Origin of the sequence: Desulfogranum japonicum DSM 18378 (assembly GCF_000429945.1) — a bacterium.
Taxonomy (GTDB): Bacteria; Desulfobacterota; Desulfobulbia; order Desulfobulbales; family Desulfobulbaceae; genus Desulfogranum; species Desulfogranum japonicum.
Genome location: NZ_AUCV01000002.1, coordinates 213,005 through 228,786, shown reverse-complemented (window position 1 = coordinate 228,786; position 15,782 = coordinate 213,005). Strand labels below are relative to the sequence as shown.

Here is a 15,782-nt window from a genome sequence, read left to right as displayed (position 1 = left end):
GATGAATGTGTTGATTAACCTAAATAACAGTTTTATTAATGAAAGTCATGCGGCGGTGGTGTGAGATTCGTGTATGTTTCAAAGGTCGTATACTGACCGAGGAAAGTAAGTTTTACCGTCCCGGTTGGGCCATTTCGCTGTTTGCCGACAATGAGCTCGGCTATTCCCTTATTGGGATTGTCTTCTGCTTTGTTATACACTTCATCTCTATAAATGAACATGATTACGTCAGCATCCTGTTCGATTGCCCCAGATTCACGGAGATCCGCGAGTTGTGGCCGTTTATCTGTTCTGTTTTCCAGGCTTCGATTCAGCTGAGATAATGCTATTACCGGTACATCAAGCTCCTTGGCCATGGCTTTCAGCGAGCGTGAAATATCTGAAATTTCCTGTGCTCTGTTCTCTACACCGCTCTTCCCCTGCATGAGTTGAAGGTAGTCAATCACGACCATACCGATATCATGTTCTGATTTAAGGCGTCTTGCCTTGGCCCGCATTTCAAGTATGGTAATACCTGCGGTATCATCAATGAAGATTTTGGATTCAGCAAGCATGCCTGTGGCTCTGGTAAGTTTGGGCCAATCTGAGTCAAGAAGCCTCCCTGTACGCATGCGCTGCGAGTCTACGCGGCCTATGGAACAAAGCATACGTAGCGCTAGAGATTCCATAGACATCTCCAGGGAAAACACTGCAACAGGAGTTTTTTCTACCAGTGCCGCATGTTGCACAATGTTCAAGGCCAGGGCTGTTTTTCCCATTGATGGACGGGCTGCAAGAACGATCATATCAGCGGGCTGCATGCCTGCTGTCATTCGATCAAGTTCTTCATAGCCTGTGGCGACACCTGTAATATGCTCCTGGCGATCAAATAATTTTGTTATACGGTCAAAGGCCTTTGGAACGATTGAGGACATAGGCTGAAAGCCTTGGCCGCTTTTGGATTGAGCAATTTCAAAGATGGTTCGTTCAGCCTCATCGACAAGCGAATCAATATCATCCTGGGTGTCATAACAACGGGCAGCAACCTCAGATGTGGTTTTGATGAGCCTGCGCAGAACGGATTTTTTTCTTATTATTTGAGCATGATGGACAAGGGTGCCGGAAAAGGGGATAATGTCCGTTAATGAGGCAAGATACCCTGCACCACCTATTTCTTCGAGCTTGTTCTGATCGTTGAGCAGACTTGTTACTGTGATAAGATCATGGGGTTCGCCTTTTTCAAAAAGCAGAACCATTGCAGAAAAAATGGTTTGATGTGCCTGGCGATAGAAATCCCTTGGTTCAAGAATTTCTACAATTTTCAAAAGTGCTTTATCCTGCAACAGGACCGTCCCGAGTACAGCTTGCTCAGCTTCGAGATTTTGTGGTGGCAGCATCCGGGAGGAAGGTGCAGGCGGTTGTGCTGTGACGGCTTGTATAGGTGAGCCCGGATCTCTCATGATATATTAGGAAAAACCGAATTTTTATAAAACCTTTTCGCAAGATGCGAAATGGACTAACTTAAATCAGAACTCATTATAATCAGGTAAAAAATGGACAGGCATTCAATATATACTGAGTTCCTCTTTTTATGCACGTTGAAAATACAAATGCCTTTTCTCAATGAGAAAAGGCATCTGTAAGTAACCCTGAACAAGGATTAACTGCAACATGGAAGTCACGTTTGCTGGTTCAAAAGCTTGGAGTAAAAAAGGCTTTGCTTAACTTTTACCCCCTTAAGAAAACGCGACCAAGCGCAATTATCCTCTGTGCTTATATTTTGTAAAGGCACATGAAAATATCTGCTTTAACGCTATCAAAGCGTTATACGCTTTAGCTACCATGCTACTGTATACAGGCATATTTCCTGTTAGGATGCCGCTTTTTCAAGCTGTTCGGGGACAACCTGAACTTTAATGTCTGCAGTAGTCTGATAGCCGACCTTCACAGATATTGTGTATTCGCCAATGGCTTTAATCGCAGTTTTAAGCAGAATAACTTTTTTATCAATCTGCACCCCTTCTTTTTCCAGGGCTTCTGCAATCTCAGCGGTGGTGACAGAACCAAACAAACGGTTTTCGTCACCAACACGTTTTTGAATAACTAAAACCTTACCTGCAAGTTTTGCAGACATTTTTTCGGTTTCTTTTCGCTCTGCTTCAAGACGATCCGCGATCGCTTGTTTCTCAGCTTCAAGCGATGCAAGATTCTCGTCAGTAACCAGGACTGCCTTTTTTTGTGGAATAAGGTAGTTACGGGCATATCCAGGCTTAACTTTGACGATCTCTCCTTCTTGGCCGAGAGTATCAATAGTTTCTTTGAGTATGATCTCCATGGATGGCTTCCTCTCTGCTATACGGTACAGCCTGTTCGTAGAACGAATATGAAATTGCTACGTTCAGACTGTAATTATTCTATTGTGTTCTGTTATATATGGCGGAGATCAAAAGACATCCCCGCCGTTATGAACGGTTATTCAATACCTGCTTCGTAAGGTGAAAAAGGTATGTAAAATCTCGCTTAGAACTGGGTATTTCCTGAATAAGGCAGCAACGCGAGCTGACGAGCTCTCTTAACAGCTTCAGTCAGTTGACGCTGATGGCTTGCACAGGTTCCATAGATTCGTCGAGGAATAATTTTACCACGTTCTGTAAGAAAACCTTTTAAAGTCTTTGGATCTTTATAGTCAATGGTGATTTCTTTGTCTGTGCAGAATCTGCAAACACGACGTCTGGAAAAAACTCTTTTAGGGTGTGCCATAAGTAAACTCCTTCAATTCGATAGCTGTTCGGGTTCCTGTAGCTTATTCTTCTTCAGATGAGTCATCATCCATATCATCTGAATCGTCGTCGGCATCTTCATCAGATGCTTCTTCATCTTCAGCGGCCTGTTTGGCAGCAGCTTTCTGAGCGAGTCTTTCCCTCTCCTCAGCAATTGCAGCTTCATCCATGGCATCATTGAGTTTTACAGTGAGAAAGCGAAGCAGACGATCATCAATTCTAAAGATACGTTCAAGCTCTTCGATTGTGGTGCCGGGTGCAGCATAGTTTACATAAACATAGTACCCTTGAATTTCTTTTTTGATTTCATATGCGAGTCTTTTCATACCCCAACGATCCAGGGATATAATTTCTCCTCCATCGTTGGTGATAAGCGCATTTGTACGCTCAATAATTTCGTTGAATTGGTCTTCGCCGAGATTTGGGCGCAGTATATAGGTGGTCTCGTAATGACGCATGATTCCTCCTCTTGGTCAATAATGGCCCTCGCTTCTAATCCCTATGATGAGAGCGAGAAGGTTATGTTGAAGGGTAAATTATTTACAAAAGGACTGGCATGAAGTCAAGAGCTAATTGAAGTTGACCTATTTTTCGCCACTTTTAATGGTTTCCCATTGCCTACACAGGTCTTCTTCGCTGTTGTAGGAGGTTCCGGCAAATACGTGGGGGTGACGGCGAATCATTTTTTCGTTAATCTTTTTGAGCGGCATATCCAGTGGGAAAATTCCTGCTTCAGCATACATGGTCGACAACATTCCAAGTATAAAATACATGTCGCCTATTTCTTCGCAGATATTGCCCTGGTCATCATTATCAATGGCTTCAGCAAGCTCACGGCATTCTTCCAAAAGGTATTTCTTCAGGGACTGAGGAGTCTGTTTTTTATCCCATGGACAACCTTGCTCCCCACGCAAGGTTGCAATAGTGGCAAGTAAATCGGATAACGGTACGTCTGAATTCATTGAGGAGGAACTCCAATACTCTTGTTACTTGTAAATGATCTGTAGAGCCTTATCAACTCGCTCTTTATCATCAAGGTTTATATCTTCAAGGGCATCTTTAACGCGTTCCATCTTTATTTGCAAATCACCGCAGGTAATCTCAAGGTTTTGAATGGTAGATGAAGCTGCGTGCTCCGTTACATCCATTGCTTCTCTCAGGTCTCCTGCATTTTTCACGAGAGTTCTGACTTCCTGAATTTTACCCAGACGAAGAAACAGCTCATCAAAATTAATTGGTTTTTCCAGGTAATCCACGGCGCCTTTCTTCATGGCGTCGACGGCGGTGTCAATGGAAGAATGGGCTGTGATAACTATCACCTCTGTGCCGACACTGCTTTCCTTTGCTATTTGCAGGAGTTCCAATCCTCCGACATCACCAGGCATAACAAGATCTGTAATGATAACGTCAAATGCAGTTTTATCCAAAAGACGGGCAGCTGAAACACCGTCTTCAACGACAGTGACATCATAGCCTTGTTTTGTCAGTCTACTTTCAAATAATCTTCTGATTACAGGGTCATCGTCAGCAATCAGTATTTTCATGTTTTGCATTGTAAGTCCTCAACCTCATACCTGTTGAATAAATTGAGGTAGTTTTAAATCAATGGTTAAGTTTATTTCAATTGATAAAAGAGAAACCGTAAATGTCTTTTGGGGACAAATCTCGGACATACCCCGGTTAATGATTCTGTTGATCCAATAATAAGATAGCCATCAGGCTCAAGAGCGTTTGCTAATTTATTGAACAGTTTTTTTCGGTCTTCAAGGGTGAAGTAGATAGCTACGTTTCTACACAGAATAATATCAAATTTACCGATACCGGTGAACGGCTGCATCAAATTGATTTTACGAAATGTAGCCATGGCTCGAATGTCATCTTTGACTTTCCAATGACTTCCTGATGTAGTGAAATATTTTGTGAGTTTATCCTTACTTAGTCCTCTCTCTATTTCAAATTTATTATATCTGGCATTGCTAGCCTGTGAAATGGCGGCATCTGAAATATCAGTACCCATGAGTTTGATAGAATATTTAGAGAGATCCCCAAGAAGTTCTTTTAAAACAATAGCCACCGAATAGATTTCCTGACCAGTTGAACAAGCTGCACTCCATATACGGAGGTTGGTTTTTAACGTTGGAACCTTTGGGGTGCGATTGTCTATCAACTCAGGGAAAATTTTATGTCTAAGCAATTCAAAAGGTCCTGTATCACGAAAGAAGAGCGTTTCGTTAGTTGAAATTGCATCTATGATTTGACGTTCAAGTTTCTGGCTTCTATCAGCCTTCGCCTTTCTATATAGGTCCTGATAGCTGGCGCAGTTTTGCTGTTCTGCAATGCTGTTAAGACGCGTTTCAAGAAGATATTTTTTGCTTGCGTCAAGATGAATACCGGATATATCGTAGATATATTGGGTAATTGTCTTTATTTCTTCCGGTTTGATCTTAAGCATCAGGTCTGGGTGGTAATGGGTTTATCTGCTTGATGTGTACATACCATATGCTTCTATGCAAGGCCATGTGTGATAGGTATTGTTGGTGCCTATCGAACTGACTGAATAATTGCATCAGCTATTTTTTCCAGAGGAACGACACGGTCCAGGAGTCCAAGTTCAGCAGGTGCCTTAGGCATACCGTAAACAACACAGGAGGCTTCATCCTGGCCAATGATAAATGCTCCTTTTTGTTTCAGAACTTGTAATCCTTTGGTGCCATCAGATCCCATACCGGTCATGATAACTGCAGTGGTTCTTCCTACATAGTAGTCACCTATTGATCGAAAAAGGTAGTCAGCTGAAGGCTTGCAAGAATTTTCCGGTGGATCGTTTGTTAGTTTTATCAGTCGGTTCGTGCCATCATGAGCCGCTACCAGTTTCATCTGCTTACCTCCGGGCGCTATATAAGCGGTATTAGCTCTGATAGGTTCCCTGTCCTCTGCCTCTTTAACCTGTATGGCACATTTTTGGTTCAAACTGTTTGCCAGGGATTTTGTGAATACAGGTGGCATATGTTGAACTATGAGAATGGGTACACCTATATCTTTCGGGAGCATGGGCATCATCTTTGCGAGGGCATTGGGGCCACCAGTCGATATGCCAATGGTTATGATTTCCGATTTCCCTTTTCGTTTGACAGGAGAAGCCGGTTGCGATTCTTTTACGAATTTGCCGTTTTGGCTGTAAGGTGAACCTGTGAATCCATTGGTTATGCTTCTGCCGATCGGTGTTCTTGTAGCTTGGATTGAACCTATGGCGGTTCTGCCTGTCTGGAATGCTTTTATCAGAGGTGAAAGGTTTTCACGTAAATACTTTTTGCTTTCAGTAATATTTGTCGAGGTTGGTTTAAGTATAAAGTCATACGCTCCTAGCTCCAAGGCTTTCATAGTCATATCTCCACCTTCTGAGGTAAGCGTAGAGACCATGATAGCAGAAATTTCAGGAGCGTTTTTCTGCAGATACTGCAAAACCTCAATCCCATTCATTTGCGGCATTTCAATATCCAGGGTAAGCAAATCAGGTTTGAGGGCTTTTATTTTGGAAACTGCGATTTGACCGTTATGGGCAACGCCGACAACTTCAACCCCAGGAATCTCCTGGAGAATGTCACTGACAGCTTTGCGATATACGATTGTATCGTCAACGACCAGAACTTTGATATTCTTTTTGAGCATGGAGAAATTCTATAGCAAGTTTACACTCTGTTTATATTTTCGGTTTCCAGACGAAGTACTTCTTTTGTATCCAGAATACCGATAAGTTTATTTTCTGTTTTATATACGCCCGTAAAGAAGGTTCCCTGTATTCCACTCATATTTGCCGGTGCAGGTTCAATTTTATCAGGATCTGCCATGACAACATCACTGATGCTTTTTACCAGCAGACCAATGTGCTCTCCTGGTGCATTGACAATGATATTTCTAGGATCGTTGCCTAGATTGGTGGTACCCAATCCTAATTTTCTACGAAGATCAATGATAGTCACGATCTGACCCCGAAGATTCAGGATACCCAGAACATATTCTGGTGCCTGAGGGACCTTGGTCATTTCCATGAGCTTGTTTATTTCCTGTACCTTCAGGATATCCATGCCGCACAAGGCATCGCCTACATAAAAGGTCGCCAACTCGATAACCGTCTTGTTCACCTTGGTTTCATTCATACTTTTATCTCCACACAATTATATATCTACCCTATTATATTTTAAGAGATAAACAGGAATAGAGATACGTAATGTTGCTCATACTGATAAGTTTATCTTTCAATGCCAGCTTCAAAAGCAGTTGCGACTTCCGCTTGGTTATTCGTTAGGGTTCAATACCTGGTGAACCATAGTCTGTATTTGTACCGGTATTTCTAAGCGATTAGCTGAAAGTTTAACCAGTCTCATCGAAACGGCTACGAGTCGAAAAGACTGGTTCGGCAGGCAGTTATCTACCTGAGGGCATGCTTTCCTTTGCATACCGGTGAACGGATTCCATAAGGCGCTCTTTATCAAGTTTTATGTGATATTCATTAACCCCAACTCGTTTGCCTCGGGCAATATCCTCGTCAGCTGCCAAAGTTGTCAGGGCTATGACGGGCAGGGCGGAATATGTTGGGTGGGTTTTGATTTTTTCTGTTAATTCAAAACCATCCATGTTAGGCATTTCAATGTCTGTTACGACCATGGCTATTTCCGCAAAGAATTCCTCTAGCATTTGCCAAGCGTCAACGCCATCCTCGGCTTCTATGACGTTGAATCCTGCCTCTTCCATATATCCTTTGACCTGATTGCGGAAAAAGTTGGAATCTTCGACGATAAGAATCGTCGGAACCGGTGCATCCTCGTCATAAGAGGTGCCAACAGCCTGATCTTCAAACCACTGGGGGTTGACTGTTTGTACGATTTCAAAAATATCTACCAGCATGGTGGTTTTTCCACCAATAATGGCAGAACCCATGATACCGGTTTGCTGTAGTGTGATTTCATCTATATCAGCCGATATTTCAATGGCATCTATGGGGCCGGTTGCAAGCAGTCCTATATCTTTTCCTGCCAGGTGAAAGACTATAACCAGGAGATCTTCCTGGTCTGGCAGTGGCTGAACCATTGCAACTTCGTCTATGCTGACAAGCGGTAAACTACCCCCGCGATACTGCATGACTCGTCTGCCCCCGACCTCTTCAACATCATTGTATTTGATTTTCTCAACACGCTCGACCTGGTTGAGGGGCACTCCAAAATGCTCTTGAGGGGAGCTCGAAAACGTTAGAAGGGCTTGTTTATCACGGGTTTTGGTTATGGCGTCCTTCGCAGCTTCGGCAAGCTCATTTGCCCTTTCAGAGCCTTCGAGGGAAGTGAGTCCGGCCATGCGCGCAATACTGCTTACATCGAGGATCAGTGCAATACGGCCATCGCCCATTATGGTTGCACCTGCGTATCCCTGGCACTGTTGCAGGTGACGGCCGAGCGGCTTGATAACAATTTCTTCCGAATCGTGGAGTCTGTCCACTATAAGACCATATTTCATGGCTCCTGTGGAAACTACGACTATATTCAGAGCACTTGACGGGCTGCGTCTTCTGTTTTGCGAGCGTTGCTCTTCTCCTGTTTTTTCCTGCTCAGGTTCAGGTTGTGTATCTTTCTCTCTGAAAAGTGGAGTGGATTTGGATCTTCGGTCTGCTACATTTTCACGTCTGTCCGGTTTGAAAGATTCTTCTTGATAATCATAGTAGGTACGTTCGATGTCAAAAACATCAGACATGCGTATCAATGGAAGTAAATTCCCTCGCAGGCGTACTACTTCGGCATCACCAACCCGTTCTACGCGATCTTTGATCCGTGAGGCAGGTATACGAAGCAACTCTTCAAGGTTGACTTGTGGTATTGCGTACCGTTCGCCACCTGTCATAATAATCTGGCACGGGATAATAGCCAGTGTGAGTGGAAGTTTAATGCTGATGGTGGAGCCTCTGCCCACTTCAGATTCAATCTCAATCGACCCACCAAGCTGATCGAGATTGGTTTTCACAACATCCATCCCAACACCTCTTCCCGAGACGTCGGTGATTTTTTCAGCGGTTGAAAATCCAGGCAGCAATATCAGGTTGATGCGCTCTTTTTCAGACATTACTTTAGCCTGCTCCTGTGTGATCAGGCCTTTTTTTACCGCAGTGTCTGCTATCCTGTCGCCATCTATTCCTCTACCGTCATCACTAATTTCTATAACAACCTGTCCAGCTGCATGAAAAGCTTTTAAAACAATGAGGCCCTTTGCATCCTTGCCTTTGGATTTACGGATATCGGGTGTTTCAACTCCATGATCCACAGAGTTGCGAACCAGGTGGGTCAGGGGGTCATTGATTGCTTCAATAATGGTTTTATCGAGTTCAACATCTTTCCCTACAATGGTCAGGTCAATCTGTTTTCCGAGCTTTTTGGAGAGGTCCCTGACTACTCTTGGAAATTTATTGAAAACATTTCCTATGGGCTGCATTCGGGTCAGCATGATAGCTTCCTGAAGTTCAGAAGTCACAAGGTCGATCCGTTGCCCAACTGCTTCAGCGTTACGTACATCGCCGGATGTAATGGTTTGGAGTAGTTGGTTACGAGAAAGGACCAGTTCTCCAGCGAGATTCATTAACTGATCCAACAGGCTGACGGTAACCCTGATCGAGGTTTCAGCTTTTGGCGTTGATCTCTTTGCCGGTGATTTATCCTGAACCACATTCAGGGTATCTATTTCCGGTTCTGGTTCTGGGTCCGGTTCTGGTTCAAAAACAGGTTCCGGTTCAGGAGAAGGTGCACTTTCTTCTATAACTGGTGTTGACGACTCTTCTGGAACGTGCTGCCCCTTATCTGCAGGTTCTTCTTCTGCGGTTGCAGCTGGTTCACTGGTGACCTCAGGCGCGGGAGGGGATTCTTTGGCCTGTCTAGGCTTCTTTTCCGCTGATTTGGGAGATTCTCCACTTTCATATATCTGATTAAGCACAGTTACATTTGCAGAGATGTCTGCGGAATTACTGTTGGCTACATCTTCTATGAGCTGCTGCAGTTGATCAGAGGCCAGCAACAACGCGTTAACGATATCAGGTGTGGGAATAAGCTTCTCGCTGCGAATCAGGCCCAGAACATTTTCTGCGGCATGCGCAAGATCCTGGATTACGCTTAACCCCATAAAACCAGCGCCACCCTTTATGGAATGGGCAGCTCTGAACACCTTGTTTACGAGCTCGACATCGATATTGGCTCCCCCCTCTTCTATGGCGAGTAGGTCATTTTCAATGTCCGCCAGATGTTCCAATGATTCTTCAATAAACCCTTGCAAGATTTCATCATCTTCGAAAGACATACACTATCTCCTAAAGTGCCAAATTGTGCATACGCATAAGAGCGAGGGAAAAAGCTAAGAGGTGATCTTTCCGGATATCATATCCTTAGATCTTCTCCAGTTTGCTGACTTTATAAGTATTGTACGTAACGGATGATGATTGTACAGTAATTTTTTCTACATCAGGAGAAGGCTGGAACATCGGGCCTGCCTATCATCGGTTCAGGCAGGTTACAGGATATCGGGTGATGAAAAGCGGCTTATGGCTGTTGGTACAACTCCTTGCAATGGGTAAGCGCCGACACTACTGCAAGTACCCATTGCAAGGGCGTGAACTGAGCGTAACTGATAATGATGGGCTGGTGTGGAGTGCAGCCCTATTGGTCAAATCAGTTTCCGATGGCGTGAAGTTTTACGGTATAGGTGATGGCCTTGCCTGCGAGAGGATGATTGTAATCAACCTTTACCTTCTGCGAATCACTTTCAATTACAGTGGCGGGTATTTGATGTTTTTCCCCGTCTTTTTCATAGGTCAGGGAGAGGATCATTCCAGGTTTAGGTTCCATGTTTTCACCAAACGTGCTCCGGGGCACTTCTTGTACAAGCGAATCGTGATGGGGACCGTATGCGTCTTCTTCAAGAATCCGCACTCTTCTTATTTCCCCAGGCTCCATTCCCATAAGAGATGCCTCGACAGCCTGAAGGATGCGGCCAGAACCGATTTGTAATTGTACAGGTTTGTCTTCAGGTGCTTGCTCCACGAGTTCACCTGAATCAAGTTGTGCGACGTAACTTACTGAAACTATATCTGTTAATTGAACGGGACACATAATTTAAGTTCCTGACGTAAAAGTGTTGAAAAAGTGTTACATCTGACAATTGTATACAAGTTTACTGTGTTTTACAATAGTCCACAGTAAGACAAGGGTTGACAAAGTTGCCTGTTCAGCATACAAGTCTCGTTCCAGGCACCGTGACGTCACTCTCTCAGAAATCAGCTCGCTCAACTATTGGCGCTCTGATTATACACTTCAGGACTTCGCAATATAGTTTCACATTTGTGCGTAAACAAAGGACATGCTGTATCTATAACCTTTATGGCATATTGCTTGTTAAGCGGCAACGTTCAAACCAGCACAGAAACGGGAACCCTTTTTTCCCCAGGGCAATTTCGTTTGTACACTATTAAGGCAAACCACGTGACTGAGACACTGCGACGTATCGCGGGTGCTGTTTGTCTATGTCTTTTATTTAGATACTTGTTGAAATGATGCTTTTATCAGCAAAAGAGAACTACATGTTATGATAGAGTTAGATTTTTCCAAGGATGAGCTTGGCCTGCTTCCTGCCATTGTTCAGGATCATGCTACTGGAGATGTTCTCATGCTTGCTTATATCAATAAGCTCGCCTGGGAGAAGACCCTAGAGACCGGTAAAGCTCATTATTGGAGCCGAAGCAGGAATAAACTGTGGCTGAAAGGTGAATCTTCCGGTCATGTGCAGATTATTAAAGATATATATGTGGATTGCGATAATGATACCGTGATCTATAAAGTTGAACAGCTTGGCGGTGCGGCCTGTCATAAGGGGTACCCCAGTTGTTTTTTTCGCAGGGTTGATGGCGAAAAACTTGAAATTGTACAGGAAATTGTTTTTGATCCTGAAAAAGTTTACGGAAAATAAAAGAGTACTTGGGTACGTTTAGCTGAGAAGAAGGTGAATACAATGAGTGTGTTGAAGTTGGGTATCCCCAAAGGAAGCCTTGAAGAGGCGACCATTGAACTTTTTGATAAGTCGGGATGGCAGATTAAAATGAAATCCCGCAACTATTTTCCAGAGGTCGACGATACGGAATTGTCCTGCTCAATCTGCAGACCTCAGGAAATGTCACGATATGTTGAGTCTGGAATGCTTGATGCGGGCATCACAGGTAAGGATTGGACTTTAGAAAACGAATCAGATATCGAAGTAATTACCGACCTGGTATATTCTAAAGTGAGTAAAAAGCCTACCAGATGGGTTATTGCTGTTCCCGGCGATTCTGAGATCACCAGTATAGAACAACTAGAAGGGAAGAGAATCTCCACAGAGCTTGTTAATGTTACCAAACGATTTTTCCAGGAGAAAAATATCAATGTTGATATTGCCTTTTCCTGGGGGGCAACAGAAGCCAAAGCGGTATCTGGACTAGCCGATGCAATTGTTGAGGTAACAGAAACAGAGACTACTATTCGTGCTCACGGTCTCAGGGTTATCCATGAACTTATGCAGTCTAACGTGCAACTCATTGCCAACAAATCTGCCCTTGCTGATCCATGGAAACGCAAAAAAATAGATAATATTGTCATGTTGCTTGAAGGTGCTTTGCGTGCAGATCGAATTGTCGGGGTTAAAATGAATGTACCGGAGACCAGCCTTGAAGAGATTATCACATTGTTACCCAGTTTGAATGCGCCAACTGTAGCTAAACTGTATAAACAGGATTGGTTCTCTCTTGAAACCGTTATATCACAACATCAAGTTCGGGATCTTGTTCCCAAGCTTAAAGATGCCGGTGCCGAGGGAATAATTGAGTATTCTTTGAATAAAGTAATCTAGGGTCTGTTCTGAAACAGGGGCTATGGACTCATCAATAATGTCTGCAATACAAAGGTATTGCAGACATGTACTCAGCGAGAAGCAACGAGTATGATGCAGGCAGACCCCATCCATTGATTTTTGATGCATATAATCTGTTAGAGTTGCACCCATGGCGACCATTCATTTTAATTCGGTGGCATTTCTTGATGCTGTGCACAGTCTCAAACAATTACCACCGGATATCATTCCCGACATAGCCTTTGCCGGCAGGTCGAATGTTGGCAAATCCAGCCTGATTAATCGGCTTGTAAATAGAAGCAACCTGGTCAAGACCAGTGCAAAGCCGGGTAAAACCAGGAGTCTGAATTTTTTTTCAGTGGATAATTCACTGTATTTGGTAGATTTGCCGGGTTATGGATACGCAAAAGTATCCAGGGATATGCAAAATACCTGGCAGAGGCTTATCAGCAACTATGTGGAAACCAGGGAGTCACTGGCGCTGGTGGTGGTGATTGTCGATCTTCGCCATGAGGTTAAAAAACTGGACCGAGATCTCGTTGACTGGCTTAAGTATTTAGGTGTTCCGCATCTGTTGGTCTACACTAAAGCTGACAAGCTGCCAAGAAACAAGCAGATAAAAAATGCTGCCAGTCTTGATGCGGGCTTTAATATCCATGCTACTGAGCGAATTCTGTTTTCTTCAAAGTCGGGGCAAGGGTGCACGGAACTCAAAGAAATACTAACCAGGGTAGTGGAAGGTTTTTCCAGTAAACACCAGGAATAATGTGCAGGTGGGGCAATCCCTTCAGGTTGTTCGCTGTATCAGGGTACGAAGTAACTCTGTACTATCTTAAGGGTCACGGAAAAAATAAAGTATCCAATCTCACTTGTCTCTCAACTCGGTAACGTTGTCTCGTCAATGGCTCAATACAGCCTATATGGAACCATTGATGCGACGACGTTACCGAACCGATATCCTATACAATTTAGGATATTTATTATTTTCCGCGACCCTAAGATCTTTTGGGCATGTATTCGCAGGAGCGCAGAATAGCGGCTCGGTCTGTTTTCTTATTGATCGGACTTGAGTACTGCGAGAAATGCCCGCTGTGGAATCTCCACATTGCCAACAGTTTTCATCCTTTTTTTTCCAGCTTTCTGTTTTTCCAGCAATTTCCTTTTGCGGGAGATATCGCCACCGTAACATTTTGCCGTTACATCTTTCCTTAGAGCGGAAATATTGGTTCGTGCAACAACATTACCTCCAATTGCAGCTTGTATGGCAATCTTGAACATCTGTCTTGGGATCTCTTCTTTCAAACGCTCGCAGGCGTTGAGGCCTCTTTCCCTGGCGCGAGAGCGATGAGTAAGTTGTGACAGTGCATCCACCTGCTCTCCATTGACGAGAATATCTAATTTTACCAGGTCGCTAGTTCTATAATCCAGGAGTTCGTAATCAAATGAGCCATATCCCTGGGTTACTGATTTTAAACGGTCGTAAAAATCGTATATAACCTCTGCCAGCGGTAATTCGCAGGTAAATTCTATTCGCCCTGGCATCGGGTAGTGATAGTTTGTGTTTTCACCACGCCGATCCATGCACAGGGTCATGACAACTCCCATATATTTTTCAGGAATATGAATAGTAGCTTTAATAAATGGTTCCTCAATCCGGCTAATGGATCCCGGATCAGGGAAATAAGCAGGGTTGTCCACCTCTGTCATTGTGTTGTCCTGCATATAAAATTTATATTTTACAGTGGGCACGGTAAGGATGAGAGAAATGTCAAATTCACGCTCCAGCCTTTCCTGAACAACCTCAAGATGTAAAAGACCTAGAAAGCCGCAACGGAAACCAAAACCCAATGCCGCAGAAGAGTCTTTTTGAAAAGTCAGAGCTGCATCATTGAGCTTGAGCTTTTCCAGTGCGGTGGCAAGGTCTTCATACTCATCTGTAGAGATAGGATAAATAGATGAAAATACGACCTGTTGGATCTCTTTAAAACCAGGTAACGGGGCTGGGGCTGGGGTGTCTTTAAGAGTAATGGTGTCGCCTGGCTGGGTATCTGATACGGTTTTGACACCTGCTATGATGTAGCCGACCTGACCGGCAGTCAGTTCTTTTTGCGGCAATCTTTTCAATCGATAGATACCGATTTCTTCAACACGGTACTCAGCCTGGTTGGACATGAACAGTATGGTGTCACCTGCTTTTATTGTACCGTTGACAATACGAACGGATATGATCGTCCCACGATAGGGGTCGTAGTTGGCGTCAAATACCAGCGCCTGGAGTGGATCGTCGGGTTCACCAACTGGGGGTGGTAAAAACGAAACAACAGCTTCTAGTATGTCTCTGACACCTTCACCTGTTTTCGCTGAACAGAAGCAGATGGACTCACCGTCAAGGCCAAGATCCTCTTCTATTTGAGAGGCGACCTTTGCCGGCTCGGCTGCCGGCAGGTCAATCTTGTTGATGACCGGAATGATTTCGAGGTCATTCTCCATGGCGAGATAGAGATTGGCAAGGGTTTGTGCCTCAATTCCCTGGGCAGCATCTATGAGTAGAAGAGCGCCTTCGCAGGAAGAGAGCGCACGTGATACCTCATAACTGAAGTCAACGTGACCAGGGGTGTCAACGAGATTGAGAGTATATGTCTCTCCATCTTTAGCCTTGTAAGGCAGGCAGATAGTCTGAGACTTTATAGTGATCCCTCTTTCCCGTTCGATATCCATACTGTCAAGCAGTTGATCTTTAAATTCCCTCTCTGTCACCATCTCGCAGAGTTGGATGATGCGATCTGCAAGGGTGGATTTGCCGTGATCGATATGTGCGATTATACTGAAATTTCGAATATTATTCATGCTTCACGTAGTGTTTGTCGTAAAAAAAACTTTTTCAGGCAAGCTGGTATAATTAGCATACATCTAAAGAAATTAAAACTCTTCTCACAATATGTTCCATATAAAGTGGAAAAAAATGCTGAGTATAGTATGCTATCTATGAGTATTGTACGATGCTTGCACGGGCAGAGCCATTTTTCTGTGCAGCTAATTGTACATTGCAAGCAGTTTTTTACACTGAAAGTATATCGTGCTGCATCTGTTTTCAGGCTGGAAGCGGCCAACGTATTC

General features: G+C 43.9%; 15 protein-coding genes. 3 read left to right on the top strand and 12 right to left on the bottom strand.

Features of this window, described 5'->3' with window-relative positions; translation table 11 throughout:
- Positions 1-35: 35 nt before the first annotated feature.
- From dnaB to G493_RS0102955, 11 genes are all read right to left on the bottom strand, one after another.
- On the bottom strand, positions 36-1,439 hold the full coding sequence (dnaB, locus tag G493_RS0103005) for a replicative DNA helicase (protein ID WP_084813396.1): 1,404 nt from the start codon (positions 1,437-1,439) through the stop codon (positions 36-38).
- A 410-nt stretch (positions 1,440-1,849) separates the two neighbouring features.
- A complete protein-coding gene (gene rplI, locus G493_RS0103000) occupies positions 1,850-2,314 on the bottom strand; it encodes a 50S ribosomal protein L9 (RefSeq protein ID WP_028579184.1) in 465 nt (154 codons plus the stop codon).
- 185 nt (positions 2,315-2,499) lie between these two features.
- Positions 2,500-2,739 carry a 30S ribosomal protein S18 gene (gene rpsR / locus G493_RS0102995; protein WP_028579183.1) on the bottom strand — a complete coding sequence of 80 codons (240 nt, stop codon included), beginning with the start codon at positions 2,737-2,739 and terminating at the stop codon, positions 2,500-2,502.
- A 43-nt stretch (positions 2,740-2,782) separates the two neighbouring features.
- On the bottom strand, positions 2,783-3,217 hold the full coding sequence (rpsF, locus tag G493_RS0102990) for a 30S ribosomal protein S6 (protein ID WP_028579182.1): 435 nt from the start codon (positions 3,215-3,217) through the stop codon (positions 2,783-2,785).
- A gap of 126 nt (positions 3,218-3,343) precedes the next feature.
- Positions 3,344-3,721 (bottom strand): MazG nucleotide pyrophosphohydrolase domain-containing protein, encoded by a 378-nt coding sequence (locus G493_RS0102985; RefSeq protein WP_028579181.1) that lies wholly within the window; start codon positions 3,719-3,721, stop codon positions 3,344-3,346.
- Positions 3,722-3,745: 24 nt separating this feature from the next.
- On the bottom strand, positions 3,746-4,312 hold the full coding sequence (locus G493_RS0102980; protein ID WP_028579180.1) for a response regulator: 567 nt from the start codon (positions 4,310-4,312) through the stop codon (positions 3,746-3,748).
- Positions 4,313-4,374: 62 nt separating this feature from the next.
- Positions 4,375-5,211: a CheR family methyltransferase gene (locus G493_RS0102975; RefSeq protein ID WP_028579179.1), complete on the bottom strand. Its 837-nt coding sequence runs from the start codon at positions 5,209-5,211 to the stop codon at positions 4,375-4,377.
- 89 nt (positions 5,212-5,300) lie between these two features.
- Positions 5,301-6,428, bottom strand: coding sequence for a protein-glutamate methylesterase/protein-glutamine glutaminase (locus tag G493_RS0102970; protein WP_028579178.1), 1,128 nt, complete (start codon positions 6,426-6,428; stop codon positions 5,301-5,303).
- A gap of 20 nt (positions 6,429-6,448) precedes the next feature.
- A complete protein-coding gene (locus tag G493_RS0102965) occupies positions 6,449-6,916 on the bottom strand; it encodes a chemotaxis protein CheW (RefSeq protein ID WP_028579177.1) in 468 nt (155 codons plus the stop codon).
- 268 nt (positions 6,917-7,184) lie between these two features.
- Positions 7,185-10,088 carry a hybrid sensor histidine kinase/response regulator gene (locus G493_RS0102960; protein WP_028579176.1) on the bottom strand — a complete coding sequence of 968 codons (2,904 nt, stop codon included), beginning with the start codon at positions 10,086-10,088 and terminating at the stop codon, positions 7,185-7,187.
- Positions 10,089-10,456: 368 nt separating this feature from the next.
- Positions 10,457-10,897 carry an FKBP-type peptidyl-prolyl cis-trans isomerase gene (locus G493_RS0102955; RefSeq protein WP_028579175.1) on the bottom strand — a complete coding sequence of 147 codons (441 nt, stop codon included), beginning with the start codon at positions 10,895-10,897 and terminating at the stop codon, positions 10,457-10,459.
- A 472-nt stretch (positions 10,898-11,369) separates the two neighbouring features.
- On the opposite strand from G493_RS0102955, the gene hisI reads away from it, so the two are divergent.
- From hisI to yihA, 3 genes are all read left to right on the top strand, one after another.
- Positions 11,370-11,750, top strand: a complete 381-nt coding sequence (gene hisI / locus G493_RS0102950; RefSeq protein ID WP_028579174.1) for a phosphoribosyl-AMP cyclohydrolase — start codon at positions 11,370-11,372, stop codon at positions 11,748-11,750.
- Positions 11,751-11,792: 42 nt separating this feature from the next.
- A complete protein-coding gene (gene hisG / locus G493_RS0102945; protein WP_028579173.1) occupies positions 11,793-12,665 on the top strand; it encodes an ATP phosphoribosyltransferase in 873 nt (290 codons plus the stop codon).
- 151 nt (positions 12,666-12,816) lie between these two features.
- The gene (gene yihA / locus G493_RS0102940) at positions 12,817-13,431 is read left to right on the top strand and encodes a ribosome biogenesis GTP-binding protein YihA/YsxC (RefSeq protein ID WP_084813395.1); all 615 of its coding nucleotides are present in this window, start codon (positions 12,817-12,819) and stop codon (positions 13,429-13,431) included.
- Between the two features lie 287 nt (positions 13,432-13,718).
- Here yihA and lepA read toward each other — a convergent pair whose 3' ends face one another.
- Positions 13,719-15,512, bottom strand: coding sequence for a translation elongation factor 4 (gene lepA, locus G493_RS0102935; RefSeq protein WP_028579171.1), 1,794 nt, complete (start codon positions 15,510-15,512; stop codon positions 13,719-13,721).
- Between the last annotated feature and the right edge of the window lie 270 nt (positions 15,513-15,782).

Excerpts from the sequence above, each read along its gene's own strand:
- dnaB (WP_084813396.1), bottom strand. The coding sequence starts at position 1,439 with ATGAGAGATCCGGGCTCACCTATACAAGCCGTCACAGCACAACCGCCT.
- rplI (WP_028579184.1), bottom strand. The coding sequence starts at position 2,314 with ATGGAGATCATACTCAAAGAAACTATTGATACTCTCGGCCAAGAAGGA.
- rpsR (WP_028579183.1), bottom strand. The coding sequence starts at position 2,739 with ATGGCACACCCTAAAAGAGTTTTTTCCAGACGTCGTGTTTGCAGATTC.
- rpsF (WP_028579182.1), bottom strand. The coding sequence starts at position 3,217 with ATGCGTCATTACGAGACCACCTATATACTGCGCCCAAATCTCGGCGAA.
- G493_RS0102985 (WP_028579181.1), bottom strand. The coding sequence starts at position 3,721 with ATGAATTCAGACGTACCGTTATCCGATTTACTTGCCACTATTGCAACC.
- G493_RS0102980 (WP_028579180.1), bottom strand. The coding sequence starts at position 4,312 with ATGCAAAACATGAAAATACTGATTGCTGACGATGACCCTGTAATCAGA.
- G493_RS0102975 (WP_028579179.1), bottom strand. The coding sequence starts at position 5,211 with ATGCTTAAGATCAAACCGGAAGAAATAAAGACAATTACCCAATATATC.
- G493_RS0102970 (WP_028579178.1), bottom strand. The coding sequence starts at position 6,428 with ATGCTCAAAAAGAATATCAAAGTTCTGGTCGTTGACGATACAATCGTA.
- G493_RS0102965 (WP_028579177.1), bottom strand. The coding sequence starts at position 6,916 with ATGAATGAAACCAAGGTGAACAAGACGGTTATCGAGTTGGCGACCTTT.
- G493_RS0102960 (WP_028579176.1), bottom strand. The coding sequence starts at position 10,088 with ATGTCTTTCGAAGATGATGAAATCTTGCAAGGGTTTATTGAAGAATCA.
- G493_RS0102955 (WP_028579175.1), bottom strand. The coding sequence starts at position 10,897 with ATGTGTCCCGTTCAATTAACAGATATAGTTTCAGTAAGTTACGTCGCA.
- hisI (WP_028579174.1), top strand. The coding sequence starts at position 11,370 with ATGATAGAGTTAGATTTTTCCAAGGATGAGCTTGGCCTGCTTCCTGCC.
- hisG (WP_028579173.1), top strand. The coding sequence starts at position 11,793 with ATGAGTGTGTTGAAGTTGGGTATCCCCAAAGGAAGCCTTGAAGAGGCG.
- yihA (WP_084813395.1), top strand. The coding sequence starts at position 12,817 with ATGGCGACCATTCATTTTAATTCGGTGGCATTTCTTGATGCTGTGCAC.
- lepA (WP_028579171.1), bottom strand. The coding sequence starts at position 15,512 with ATGAATAATATTCGAAATTTCAGTATAATCGCACATATCGATCACGGC.